We start from the raw sequence: 12,849 nt of genomic DNA, 5'->3' as shown, positions 1-12,849 counted from the left end.
TAAAATCCGTAAGTCCTGTGTAGCTGACTAGATGAGAGCTTATCATCAAATTCCAATTTTTGAGTGTGGTGAACCGTTAATGGCGATTCCTTTAGAATTGTTTGCGGTGGAATCTTCGCATCCTTATGAAAAATTAGGTGCGCCTTATGGCGATCGCTCTCCCTATTATCTCCGTCAAAGTGTTATTGAAAATTTAATCCAAGCGCAAAATTATCTTCAACTGCTGCATTCAAACTGGCGTATCCAAATTTTTGATGCTTATCGCCCAGTAGCAGTCCAGCAGTTTATGGTAGATTACAGCTTCGCCCAAGCAATGCAAGATAGGGGATTAACTGATGTGGAATTATCCCCAAACCAACGCCAAGAAATTTGGGAAGCAGTTTATGCAATTTGGGCTGTACCAAGTTTTGATGAAAAAACTCCTCCTCCTCACAGTACAGGTGCGGCGGTGGATGTGACGCTGGTAGACAATGCAGGGCAAATAGTAAATATGGGTTCGCCAATTGATGAAATGTCAGAGCGATCGCATCCAGATTATTATGCCAATAGCGATCGCCCAGAAGCCCAAAAGTATCATGCTCACCGTCAGCTATTGCAAGATGTAATGTTAAAAGTCGGTTTTCAACGCAATCCTAGAGAGTGGTGGCATTTTTCTATTGGCGATCAAATGTGGGCTTGGCTGAATAATCAATCTAATCCAGCCAATCCTGTCACGGCACGTTATGGACGGCTTGCATAAATTCATTATTAGGACTTACGCAAGAGTTACGGAATAACGAACCACAGAGGCGCAGAGTACACGGAGAAATCAGAGTTTGAGAGATATTTTGCGTAAGTCCTAATTATCTAAACAGAATTCAGGAGTCAGGAGTCAGAATTCAGTATGAATTCTGTACGAGTGGCGGATAGCGTAGCGGTAGCGAGTCCACGATAGCGTAGCGTTAGCGAGTCCGCGATAGCGGAGCGTTAGCGAGTATTCGAGCGTCGCGTCTTGATTCTGACTCCTGAATTCTGACTCCTGAATTCTTCTTCAAGCATCTAGAGGATTCAACTCTTTTAACTCGTCGGTGGTGTAAGTACCAATAGGAGTCCAAACTAGATAGGGAAGGAGTAACAACGCCGCCATTAGAGAAATCGGCAAAACGCAGATTGCGAGGACAACGCCTGAAATCAAACCGATTAGCCCAAGAACTTCCCCAACTTTGAGGCTGCGAAACCTTAACATTGAAGGTATATAGGCAACGGTGATAATTTCCACCAAGAGGTACAAAGCCATTAATAGCCAAGTAATTGGGCTTCCGGGATTTTTTTCCCAGACAACATAAGCTGAAGCTGCACCGCAAATAAAAATTACAGTCCAGATGACTGGAATCAACGGCTCAAAAACTAGCCAACGCGGGCGACTTAAATTTGCAAACCATTTAACATCACGCGGTGTGATGAAGAAACTACCAAGGGCGACGAAGAAAGTTACAGCCCCAATTATTATCCAAGATGGAATCATAATGCACTCCTGCTTGTGTATTTTGTCAAGTCATACACTGCAAGTTTGACAATTTAGGCTATATGTTTAATCATTCCCTGGTGCGAATCTTAAGCATCTTGAGGATTGAGACTGATCATCTTCCAAGTGGTATAAGTACCAATGGGACTCCACAGCAAATAAGGAACTAATAGCAATGCTGCCCAACCAGAAATACTTAAAACTGCAAGTATCAATAAAGCACAAATGATAAAACCTGTGCCACCGAGAATTGTACCCACTTTCAAACTGCGAAGCCTAAACATTACAGGTGTATAGGCAATGGTTACAATTTCTAAAAGCAAGTATAAACCCATGATTAACCAGGTTGGGGTGCTTCCTGGATCTTTTTCCCAGACAATATAAGCTGACCATGCACCGCAAATAAATATTACAGTCCAGATAATAGGAATCGCACCCTCAAAAGTTAGCCATCTCGGTCTTAGTAAGCGCTTGAACCATTGGCGATCGCTAGGCGTAATTACGTTAGCTGCTAAAGCAACCAAGAAAGCGACCCCTCCAATCACCATCCAAGATTTAATCATGGCCGTTAGTCCTTTACAAGCGCTATTTATCGCTTAATATCACTCTTTATAGTCTGATTTTGTCAATTTAGTTGCTAATTACTCATCATCCCTGAGTTTGAAACCTTCACATCGTTTGGCAGGATTTTAAATGATACTCGTTGATGAGTCTTTGAACTCCGTTCATCCACCTCAAATACTCGTTGACGAGTCTTTGAACTCCGTTCATCCACCTCAGATACTCGTGAACGAGTCTTTGAACTCCGTTCATCCACCTCAGATACTCGTGAACGAGTCTTTGAACTCCGTTCATCCACCTCAAATACTCGTTGACGAGTCTTTGAACTCCGTTCATCCACCTCAGATACTCGTGAACGAGTCTTTGAACTCCGTTCATCCACCTCAGATACTCGTGAACGAGTCTTTGAACTCCGTTCATCCACCTCAGATACTCGTTGACGAGTCTTTGAACCCAAAAATGATAAGTTTAGACTGACTTTTTCTGTGTCCCTAGGTTACTTATAATTCTAAATTTTATCTAAAGATAGAATTTAAAAGCAGATTCTTATTACTTATGACAGTTACTTTAAATCATCCTAATGAGTGAAAGTATATATGCTTAATAATTGAGGTTCAAAGCATGGACTCAATAGGTAAGGTTCAAACTGTGGACTCGTCCTGGTCTCTTCCATTGCCGTTGAAAGAGTATGCAATGAGCCGAGTAACTGTCTACTTTTATAGCGACACATGGGTTCCAATTAAATATTGTTATTTGGGAAAGGCAATTTTGCTTCACCAAAAGGCAAATTTAGAAGGCAAGGAAATTTTATTATTTCCTGCTAATTTAGACCCTAATCAATTCTCAAACTCTTTTTAAATAAAATCGATTACAGCACTTTCGGCCGCTATGAGGTACATCCATCCTCAGAGGTGAAAGCTATGCTACGCCAAGAGCAAGGCAAAGAGAAAAACTGTATTGCATAATAGTGGGAAGCGCTGTATGGGACTTACGCAAAGTCAAGGTATTTATTGTTCTGGCGATCGCTCTGTTTGCTCTTAGCGTTCCTGTAGGGTAGCAATCCCAGATTTGACCAAATACTTTGATGTTGCTAACAAAACTCTGTTAACACCCAATTAAAAACAGCTACCTCTGCGCTATTCTATGAAAAAAATTCTCACCACTTTTTTAGCTTTGGGTTTTTATCTAACGCCTTTAACAGTAATGCTGATGGCTCAACCCGCCTGGGGACAGGCTCAAAACTTGCGATCGCTAGAAGCAAAAAGACTACTAGAGGAAGGGATAAAATTGACACAACAGCAGAAACACTATCAGGCAATAGAAATATTGCAGCAAACTTTAATCATTGCACAAGAACTCAAAGACCAAAAATCTGAAGAAAACGTAATGGTTTGGCTTGGATTTAACTACAAAGCTTTAGAAGAAAAGCTGAAAGCACAAGAACAAATTTTACAACCAAACTTGGAATCTATACCGTGCTGTGAGCGATTGGACTAGTGAAGCTACTACACTCAGTTAAGAACAATACTAACGACTGTCTTCAATGCCAAGTGCGATCGCAAAAAAGCTGAAAACAAGTTGACGCAACTGGGGAACCGTTGCACTGATTCGGTGCTGCCTGGTACGAATTACGAATTATACGACAAAGCATCCTAGACGGAAGATATTTCTTCTATCTAGGATGCTTCATAAAAAAATTGTTGCTGATACAACAATTATGGACAAAATGTGATATTTAAACTAGAGCTATCAGCTAGCAGAAACTTTCAAACTACCGGGTTTCTGAAGATCACCTTGCAAAACTACACCTCGCTGATTGGCATGGATATGACGCAAAATCTTGTAAATTGCCTCAACTTGTTCTGATGCGCCTGCTTTCTTTGCGAGTTCGTCAAGAGAAATGGGAGCTTTTTCTTTTTGCAACACTGCTACTACTCGTGTTTGCAAATCGAGAATGGAGGCAGCAGCTTTTTTCCCAGCTTCTACACCCGGTTGATGATAGGCGTTGACGTTAACCAAGCTAGCGTATAAACCAACAGCGCGTTCATACAAAGCAATTAATGCCCCTACAGTTCGCGGGTTAACTTGGGGAATGGTGACTGTAATCGAATCGCGGTGATTTTCATAAAGCGCTTGTCGGGTTCCTTGGAGAAAACCGGAAAGATAATCGCCTGATGTAACTCCCGGATCTACTTCAGTGGATGGCCCCTGCCGATCTTCCAACACTTCGATGAAGGTAGCAAAGAAATTCGCTACACCCTCACGCAACTGCTGGACGTAAGCGTGTTGGTCTGTTGAGCCTTTGTTGCCATAAACAGCGATGCCTTGATGGACAACCTTGCCGTCTAAGTCTTTTTCTTTGCCCAAAGATTCCATCACCAGTTGTTGCAAATAGCGACTGAATAAAAATAAGCTGTCCTTGTAAGGTAGGACAACCATATCTTTTTCGCCCTTTCCGTTACCTGCAAAGTACCAAGATAAAGCAAGTAAGGCGGCTGGGTTATTTTTCACATCTGGGACGCGAGTAGCGTCATCCATTTCTTTTGCGCCATCTAGCATAGCGCGAACATCAATGCCCTGTAATGCGGCTGGTACTAGCCCCACAGCAGACATTTCTGAGGTGCGTCCTCCTACCCAGTCATACATAGGAAATCTGGCCAGCCAACCTTCATCTTTGGCCAGTTTATCGAGGTTGCTATCAACGCTGGTAATTGCTACCGCATATTGAGCAAATTGCAAATTGTTTTCGGCGTAGGCTTTTTTAACTTCAATCATGCCGTTACGAGGTTCCGGTGTTCCCCCAGATTTGGAAATCACCAATACCAAAGTGCTGGCGAGGCTATCTCGTAAATGATTGATAACGCGATCGATACCTGCTGGATCGTTGTTATCGATAAAGTGAAGTTTCAGGGGCGGGAAATCAGGAGCGAGAGCTTCAGCGACGAATTGGGGGCCGAGGGCGGAACCACCAATGCCAATGGAGATAATATCCGTGAAGCGGCTTGCTCCGGGAGGATGAATAGCACCTGTTTGGACTTTTTCGGCAAAGGCTTCGATTTGTTCTAGGGTTTGGACAATTTCTTGTGTAAGTTCTGGAGTTGGTGCTAAATCAGGATTTCGCAGCCAATAGTGTCCAACCATGCGATTCTCGTCAGGATTTGCGATCGCGCCCTTCTCCAGTTGAGCCATATCCGCAAACGCCTTGTCAAACTTCGGCTGCAACGATTCCACAAAGGCATCATCAAACCGAATTCGACTTATGTCTAAGTAAAGTCCCAATCCCTCGTGGAAATATAACCAGTTTTGGTATCGTTGCCAAAGTGCCCTAGCATCCATAGGGAAATCTCAAATAAAGTGTTTTTCAAAAACCAGTTTAATGGAAGGTTATAGCGATCCCTGCCTAGCGTTATACAGTTTACAGTTTTAAGTGTCCTGTTGACTCCTCACTTTAAACATCTGGCATAGGGATGACACGCAGAAATTTCACAATTTCACCTCTAATTTCTATACCAATCAGATAATTATCGAGGGTAAAGCGGTGAAAAATGCCTTCACTATCTAGCTGTCGTAGCTCTTTTAAATCGCTCAACTGCCACTTTTGGGCTAACTCAATAAACACAAAATCATGCACCCGCTCGTAGGCGGCAGGTTCTAGATTTTTCAGGTCTAGTAAAAAGGACCTTGCATAGCGCATTTCCAGACTCACTAGGCGTTACCTTAACCAAAACTTGAGGGACACCAAAAGAGTGCTGCTGAATCAGAAAAACATCAACAGTCTTACCGCTTCTTCATGGGTTAAGATATCCCACGGTTGCTGCGATCGCTTGACTTGTTGTATCGCTTTAAGCATATAAAAGTCACAATGTAAAGCTTCGAGAACATCCCAAATGTCTTGCAAATCGTCATCGGCTAACTGCTCGATTAAGTGATGCATTCTCAGTCGCAGCAAATTCATACGTCAACTATTCCCTACCAGCAAACACCAACAATAAATAGTATTCCCATAAAATTAGCTACGCTCAAGCTACGCTAAAATTTATTCGCTTAGTGAGTCGGAGCAGGGAGTAGGAGGACAAGGAAAATAACCATTCCCCATTCCCGATTCCCGATTCCTCATTCCCCACTCCCCACTCCCCATTCCCCATTCCCCATTCCAAAACATGGTTGACTATCTCATTTTCTTAGCAATTTCTACAGCACTTTTTGCTCTATTCGCACTAGGACTCAATTTACAGTGGGGCTTTACGGGGTTAATTAACTTTGGTCATATTGCTTTTATGACCCTGGGAGCATATACAACCGTATTGTTAAGCTTGAAGGGCGTACCTTTACTGATATCGGCAGTAGCTGGAGCAATTGTCGCCGCCTTGTTGGGTTTGGTAATTGGTTTTGCAACTCTACGCTTGCGAGAAGATTATCTGTCAATTGTCACTATTGGTACGGGCGAATTAATTCGTTTGGTGGTGAATAACCAGGAATTACCTGTGGGTGACACCTGGATTTCTGGGGCATTTGGTGTGCAAAGTTATTCCATACCCCTATCCACAGAGCCAAATTTGTTTGTCAGATTAGGAATGATTGGATTGTTAACGCTATTAACTGCTGTAACTTTTTTTACGTTATGGCGATGGATTCGCAACACCCAAATATCTCGGACTACTGATTTAGGTAAAAGGACAACTAGCAAGCAAGAATTTATATCCCGCTTGGGTGTGGCAATTGTTTTAGCAGTTTTGGCAGCAGCGATTTATATTTCTGGGGTAATCGGACTGTATAATTACAACCCAAAAGCCGGTTTAATGCTGGTGTTACTGCTGGTTTTAGCATTTGTATACTGGCGGTTAGAAATTTTGGTGCGATCGCCTTGGGGTAGAATTCTCAAAGCCATCCGTGAAGATGAAGAAATTCCCAAAGCGCTGGGAAAAAATGTCTTTTGGTATAAATTACAATCTCTCATGTTAGGGGGTGCGATCGCGGGTATCGCTGGTGCTTTTTTTGCTTGGCAACTGGGTGCTATTTACCCTGATAACTTTCAACCCCAAATTACCTTTGACACATGGATTATGGTGATTTTAGGCGGTTCTGGTAATAACGTTGGCACAATATTAGGTGCGGTAATTTTCTTTGCTTATGATGCGCTGACGCGGGAAGTTTTACCTAGAATCGTCCCCCTTGATGAAGCCCGTTTGGGTGCATTTCGGATCATGGTAATCGGACTAATTTTGATGGTACTGATGATTTGGCGTCCTCAAGGTATCTTAGGGAAAAAGGAGGAACTTACTCTTGGTAAATAACTATTCATCGCCACTTCCCCTTTTGGCAGCCACTGGACTTTCTAAAAGCTTTGGTGGTGTCAAAGCAGTTAATGAGGCGAAAATCGAAGTTGCTAAAGGCAGCATCACGGGCTTAATTGGCCCCAATGGTGCTGGTAAAACCACTTTATTTAACTTACTCTCAAACTTTATTCGCCCAGATAAGGGACGAGTAATTTTTGACGGCGAACCGATTCACAGTTTGCAACCATATCAAATTGCCCAGCAGGGAGTAATCCGCACTTTTCAGGTTGCACGGACTCTCTCGCGGTTGTCGGTGTTAGAAAATATGCTGCTGGCGGCGCAAAAACAAACTGGTGAAAATTTTTGGCAAGTGCAGTTGCAACCGCATATTGTCGCTAAGGAAGAAAAGCAACTCGAAGAACGGGCAATGTTTTTATTAGAATCGGTGGGTTTGGCAAAAAAAGCGCACGATTATGCTGGTTGCCTGTCTGGTGGACAACGCAAGCTGCTAGAAATGGGACGGGCGCTGATGACTAATCCCAAGTTAATTTTGTTGGATGAACCGGCGGCTGGGGTGAATCCGAAACTGATTGATGATATTTGCGATCGCATTATCACTTGGAACCGTGAAGATGGGATGACCTTTTTGATTATCGAACACAATATGGATGTGATTATGTCCTTGTGCGATCGTGTTTGGGTACTTGCCGAAGGACAGAATTTGGCTGACGGTACACCAGCAGAAATTCAAACTAATCCCAAAGTTCTAGAAGCTTATTTGGGTAAATAAAACAGGAGTCAGAATTTAGAGTCGAGAATATTCTACCCATAAAGGGATAGGGAGCTTTTTATGTCAATGATGACAGTCAGAGATTTAGAGCAAGTTCAAACAGCTTTTACCGAAGCAGGTTTAGATTACCAGCTGGAACTCGAAAATGGGAAAATTTCAATAACGGGGCCGTCAGACATTGTATCCAGCGAAATCAGTAGTCGTCTCATCGCCTTTCTCTTTGCTTGGATAAATCCTCGTCGCTGGGGAAGAGTATTTGATTCTGCTGGCGGTTTCATCATGCCAGATACAAACCTCAAAGCACCTGATGTTTCCTTTGTTCGTGCTTCCCGACTTCTTTAAAGTCCTCGTTACTTTGGAGAACTTGTCCCTGACTTGGTGGTAGAAATTAAATCTCAGAGCGATAAAATTAAACTTATAGTAGCCAAAATTCGGAAATTTATAGAATTAGGAGCAGTTGTCGGGATTTTAATTGATCCTGATGAAAAGACAGTTACAATTTATCGCTCTACAGGCGAACCTACAGTTTTAGAAAATGGTGATATCTTAACCATACCAGAGCTTTTTCCCGGTTGGGAATTGCCTCTTACTGAATTGTGGCCTCCTATCTTTACCGAGGAAGAAACACAAATTTAGTGAAGGACGTTGGTAGCTACTTGCTAAACAATTTTAAATTAACTTTTTTGGATGAATCAGCATCCGGGACAAATCAGAGCTTTATTTTTTAATCTTCGTTGTTTTCTGCAAAATTAACTTGCTCATAAAGGTCGCGCAATTCAATTTGAAAATCAACTGTTTGCAGTGATAAAATCGCAGATTCATGTTCAAGTTCAGTAAATGACCATTGACTTTCCGCAGTTTTTACATACTGCATCACATGATATTGATATTGGTCAATTAAAATATATTCCTTGAATTCTGGAATAGAGCGATAATAAAGAAACTTATCGCCTTGGTCATAATTTTTAGTCGATTTAGATAAAACTTCAGTAATTAGCATCGGGTTCATAACCGTTGTTGTGCTGGTTCCCGTATAAATAGGTTGTCCCTCAATCACCATCACATCAGGATATGTATGCTGCCGATAACGGGGTATCCACAAACGCACATCACCAATATAAACATCATAATTTTTATGCCTTAAAGCAATTTTTAAGGATGCAGCTAAATTTAAAGCAATTTTATTATGATTTGTAGTGCCACCCGTCATCGGTACAATTTCTCCATCACGGTATTCGCTTTTATATTCTGCTTTTTCTTCAAGTTCTAAATACTCTTCAGGTGTATAATAAAATTTTTGTGTTTCTAACTGCATAAAGATATGACCTATGATTGTGCGCTTGCTTATTCATCTTTCATATCTATGTTATACGCCAATAAACCCCATTCTCTCGCTGCATTAACTGGCAAGCAATTAACTCTCGTCGCAGGGTGGCGCAGTCAATATGGTAGCGTTTGAGAATATCATTTACCAAACGCTCAGGGTAGTTTACTCCTACATCAAACTGGTTTGCTAACCACTTAAGAATAACTAAACGCTTTTTTCGACTAGCAGGAATTTCTTTTAGGCGATTGTCCTCAAAATAGTTTTTCAACACTTTGCTTTCCCAAGCTTCAGTATCCACATCCTCAATCAAGGATGCTATTTTCTCAGGTGTGAAAATTTCCTTACTAATGCTTTGTAAAGCCTCGCTATCCAATTGATATAGACGGCTATTACCTTCGGGACGCATTGTCACCAAATTTAGCTCTTTAAGTTTCGCTAAATGATGAGATACCGTCGGTTCTTTGAGTTGCAGTAGCGCCGCCAATTCTTCGACGCTGCACTCCTGATTTGCCAGGATACCTACAATCTTCAATCGGCTATCATCCGCTAATGCCTTGAAAAAGCGCAGTAAAATATTGAATTGCTCTGGTTGCATAACTAACTTCTAATTAGACATCTATCTAATTAGAAGTATATCTAATTTAAAACCGATTGGCTCAGAACCCCAACTTCTTACTAAAAGTCGGGGTTCTTGTTGTTAAATTTAACTAAATTGTTCCTCTGCATCCAGGTTGAACAGCATTTGCAGAGTTTGCATACAGCGCCGTCTAGCTTCCACATCTTGCTGCGATCGCAACTGTACCATTGGATCATGTAAAATTTTATTGACAATTCCCCGCGTTAATGCTTCGATAACCTCTTGATGCTTCTCAGCGAATTCCGAACCCAATCTCGACAAAGCTTTTTCTAACTCTTGTTCGCGGATGGTTTCGACTTTATTTCGCAGACAGCTAATAGTGGTAACAGTTTCTAAACTGCGCCACCAAATATCAAAGGCTTCGACTTCTTCTTCTAAAAGTTTCTCTGCTTCTTGTGCAATCTTGCGACGGCTTTCGTAGTTTTGCGCTACTACAGCCTTCAAATCATCCACATTAAACGCTTGCACATTTTCCAATTCATTTACATCCGCATCAACATTACGCGGCACAGAAATATCAAATAACATTAAAGAGCGCTGAACTTCTAACACCATTTCCAATTTGGCACGGTCAAGTATTGGCTCTGTTGCTGAAGTACTTGTAAATACCAAATCGCTATCGGCAATTACGCTCATCATTTCCGATAGCGGATGAATATTGATCGGTTGCTGAGGGAACAGCTTTGCTAATTCTTGGGCGCGATCGCGAGAGCGATTTACAATACTAATTTCCACAGCACCTTTAGAAATGAGGTGTTGCACCAGCAGCCGCGACATTTTACCAGCACCCAGAATTACTACTCTGCAAGCAGCTAAATTTGCTACTTTAATTTGTGCTAACTCCACAGCAGCCGAACTGATCGAGACAGCACCAGTACCAATACTAGTTTCAGTACGAACCCGCTTACCAGCTGTTAACGCTTGTTTAAATAATCGATTCAAAATGGTTTTTATACCACTATATTGCTGTCCCAGTTTGTGAGTAGTCTTCACCTGAGCCAGAATTTGACCTTCTCCGAGTACCAGACTATCTAAACCACCTGCTACCCGCATAACGTGCATCACTGCATCATCATGTAGCAGCATAAATAAATGTTGTCGCAGAGAAAGCACGGGTAGTTTACTGTATTCCGCAAGAAACTGCGTTATTTCTCGGATACCTTGGTCTGCTTCACTGGTGACAATGTAAATTTCCAGACGGTTACAAGTGCTAAGAATTGCAACTTCGTCAATATGGGGATAGCTGGCCAGTTGAGCGATCGCACTTTCAATTTGTGGTTCTGGAATGCTCAGTTTTTCCCGGACTTCTACTGGGGCTGTTTTATGACTTAACCCCACCACTGCTATATTCATTTGCTAAATCGTAGTTACTAATTGGTAGTTGAGAATAGGGCATTGAGTGAGAATAGGGAATGGGGAATTTTTGTTTATTGGTTCGATAATTTTTCCAACCAATAAACAATAACTAATCACTAAATACTAACTACTAACTAGTGTAACGATGAAGCATTTGGGTGAATATTTTTCCGTTTTATAGAAACATCTCTTGCCAAATGCTTTACCCCTACTTTTACTATTCCCCATTCCCTAAAACTTAGTTCAGTTGGAGAGACTTAGGTTCACCAAACATGTGAATCGTATCAACAAATCGAGCAGTTTTCGACTGGTTGGAAATTACCAAGCTTTGAGTTCTGGCTCCGCCGTTGAAGAAACGTACACCTTGCATGAGATTACCACTGGTAATACCGCTAGCCGCGAACAGAACAGTTTTACCAGATGCTAGTTCATGAGCATCATAAACCTTATCGGGGTCATTGATATTCATAGACTTTAAGCGATCAATATTGGCTTCTCTGCTTTCTCCAATCAGACCTGTTTTTACGACTGCGGGATCGTAAATCAGTTGACCTTGGAAGTGTCCACCCAAAGCACGCATTGCTGCTGCCGAGATTACACCTTCAGGAGCCGCACCGATACCCATCAGCGCGTGGATATTAGTTCCAGCAAAACCGCAGCTGATAGCTGCACCCACATCACCGTCTGAAATTAGGGCGACTCTGGCTCCAGCCTCACGGATTTCTTTAATTAAATCGTTGTGGCGTTCGCGCTTCATGACTACGATCACAAGTTCTTCAATCGAGCGTTCTAGACACTCAGCGAGAATCTTCAGGTTTTCTGTTGCTGACTTGTTGATGTCTACCTTGCCTTTAGCTGCGGGAGGTGCTGCTAACTTCTTCATGTAGAAGTCAGGAGCAGCAAATAATCCACCCTTCTCAGAAATTGCTAACACAGCCATCGAACCAGGTTGTCCATAAGCTACCAAGTTCGTACCTTCACAGGGGTCAACGGCGATATCAATTTCAATTAATTCATCAGGGTTACAAAAATTTGCGGCATCTGGTTGGGTACAGATACCAACTTCTTCCCCGATGTATAGCATCGGCGCGTCATCGCGTTCGCCTTCTCCAATAACGATGCGACCGCGCATGTGGATTTTATTCATCCGCTCCCGCATAGCTTCCACAGCTACCTGGTCGGCGATATTTTTTTCGCCTTTGCCCATCCATTTCGAGGAAGCGATCGCGGCTTGCTCTACTACTTCAATAATCTCTAACCCAAGTGTATTTTCCACAGAGTTTGCCCTCTCAGCTGCTTGAATTTGCGTCGTTTCATCTGCCTATTTCAGTTTTCAAGTCTACCAAAGGGCGGATACACGTGGAAGAAAGTTAAGTTTTACTGCTAACTTGTTATAAA

At 42.2% G+C, this 12,849-nt stretch carries 14 protein-coding genes and 1 pseudogene; 5 read left to right on the top strand and 10 right to left on the bottom strand.

The annotated features are described in order from the left end of the window. The first annotated feature begins 31 nt into the window (after positions 1–31). Complete coding sequence (locus ANSO36C_RS12190) at positions 32–739, top strand: M15 family metallopeptidase (RefSeq protein ID WP_251959743.1); 708 nt, start codon at positions 32–34, stop codon at positions 737–739. Between the two features lie 291 nt (positions 740–1,030). Here the strand turns inward: ANSO36C_RS12190 and ANSO36C_RS12185 are convergent, their stop codons facing one another. The 3 genes from ANSO36C_RS12185 to ANSO36C_RS12175 all read right to left on the bottom strand — a co-directional run bounded on the left by ANSO36C_RS12185 (position 1,031) and on the right by ANSO36C_RS12175 (position 2,522). Continuing rightward, positions 1,031–1,504 (bottom strand): TspO/MBR family protein, encoded by a 474-nt coding sequence (locus ANSO36C_RS12185; RefSeq protein WP_251959742.1) that lies wholly within the window; start codon positions 1,502–1,504, stop codon positions 1,031–1,033. A gap of 89 nt (positions 1,505–1,593) precedes the next feature. After that, positions 1,594–2,067, bottom strand: a complete 474-nt coding sequence (locus ANSO36C_RS12180) for a TspO/MBR family protein (RefSeq protein WP_251959741.1) — start codon at positions 2,065–2,067, stop codon at positions 1,594–1,596. Between the two features lie 74 nt (positions 2,068–2,141). Beyond that, complete coding sequence (locus ANSO36C_RS12175; RefSeq protein WP_251959740.1) at positions 2,142–2,522, bottom strand: hypothetical protein; 381 nt, start codon at positions 2,520–2,522, stop codon at positions 2,142–2,144. Between the two features lie 686 nt (positions 2,523–3,208). Here ANSO36C_RS12175 and ANSO36C_RS12170 point away from each other — a divergent pair. After that, on the top strand, positions 3,209–3,562 hold the full coding sequence (locus ANSO36C_RS12170) for a hypothetical protein (RefSeq protein ID WP_251959739.1): 354 nt from the start codon (positions 3,209–3,211) through the stop codon (positions 3,560–3,562). A 252-nt stretch (positions 3,563–3,814) separates the two neighbouring features. On the opposite strand, the gene ANSO36C_RS12165 is transcribed toward ANSO36C_RS12170, so the two are convergent. The 3 genes from ANSO36C_RS12165 to ANSO36C_RS12155 form a co-directional block, all read right to left on the bottom strand. After that, positions 3,815–5,401: a glucose-6-phosphate isomerase gene (locus ANSO36C_RS12165; protein WP_251959738.1), complete on the bottom strand. Its 1,587-nt coding sequence runs from the start codon at positions 5,399–5,401 to the stop codon at positions 3,815–3,817. Between the two features lie 112 nt (positions 5,402–5,513). After that, on the bottom strand, positions 5,514–5,771 hold the full coding sequence (locus tag ANSO36C_RS12160; protein WP_251959737.1) for a cytotoxic translational repressor of toxin-antitoxin stability system: 258 nt from the start codon (positions 5,769–5,771) through the stop codon (positions 5,514–5,516). Positions 5,772–5,822: 51 nt separating this feature from the next. After that, the gene (locus tag ANSO36C_RS12155; protein WP_069073153.1) at positions 5,823–6,020 is read right to left on the bottom strand and encodes a hypothetical protein; all 198 of its coding nucleotides are present in this window, start codon (positions 6,018–6,020) and stop codon (positions 5,823–5,825) included. Between the two features lie 205 nt (positions 6,021–6,225). Between ANSO36C_RS12155 and ANSO36C_RS12150 the strand changes: the two genes are divergently transcribed. The 3 genes and pseudogenes from ANSO36C_RS12150 (at position 6,226) to ANSO36C_RS12140 (ending at position 8,767) form a co-directional block, all read left to right on the top strand. Beyond that, complete coding sequence (locus tag ANSO36C_RS12150) at positions 6,226–7,359, top strand: branched-chain amino acid ABC transporter permease (RefSeq protein ID WP_251959736.1); 1,134 nt, start codon at positions 6,226–6,228, stop codon at positions 7,357–7,359. Continuing rightward, positions 7,349–8,131, top strand: coding sequence for an ABC transporter ATP-binding protein (locus ANSO36C_RS12145; protein WP_251959735.1), 783 nt, complete (start codon positions 7,349–7,351; stop codon positions 8,129–8,131). Before ANSO36C_RS12150 ends, ANSO36C_RS12145 begins: the two co-directional genes overlap by 11 nt. 60 nt (positions 8,132–8,191) lie before the next feature. Further along, positions 8,192–8,767 (top strand): annotated as a pseudogene (locus ANSO36C_RS12140) (Uma2 family endonuclease). 88 nt (positions 8,768–8,855) lie between these two features. On the opposite strand, the gene ANSO36C_RS12135 reads toward ANSO36C_RS12140, so the two are convergent. From ANSO36C_RS12135 to glpX, 4 genes are all read right to left on the bottom strand, one after another. Continuing rightward, complete coding sequence (locus ANSO36C_RS12135; RefSeq protein WP_251959734.1) at positions 8,856–9,446, bottom strand: Uma2 family endonuclease; 591 nt, start codon at positions 9,444–9,446, stop codon at positions 8,856–8,858. A gap of 46 nt (positions 9,447–9,492) precedes the next feature. Then, the gene (locus ANSO36C_RS12130; RefSeq protein ID WP_251959733.1) at positions 9,493–10,053 is read right to left on the bottom strand and encodes a DUF2087 domain-containing protein; all 561 of its coding nucleotides are present in this window, start codon (positions 10,051–10,053) and stop codon (positions 9,493–9,495) included. Positions 10,054–10,161: 108 nt separating this feature from the next. Next, complete coding sequence (locus ANSO36C_RS12125; protein WP_251959732.1) at positions 10,162–11,448, bottom strand: glutamyl-tRNA reductase; 1,287 nt, start codon at positions 11,446–11,448, stop codon at positions 10,162–10,164. A 241-nt stretch (positions 11,449–11,689) separates the two neighbouring features. Continuing rightward, positions 11,690–12,727, bottom strand: a complete 1,038-nt coding sequence (gene glpX, locus ANSO36C_RS12120; protein WP_094349516.1) for a class II fructose-bisphosphatase — start codon at positions 12,725–12,727, stop codon at positions 11,690–11,692. Positions 12,728–12,849 lie beyond the last annotated feature (122 nt).

Source organism: Nostoc cf. commune SO-36, assembly GCF_023734775.1.
Classification (GTDB): Bacteria; Cyanobacteriota; Cyanobacteriia; order Cyanobacteriales; family Nostocaceae; genus Nostoc; species Nostoc commune_A.
This window is presented reverse-complemented; position numbering and strand designations above follow the sequence as displayed.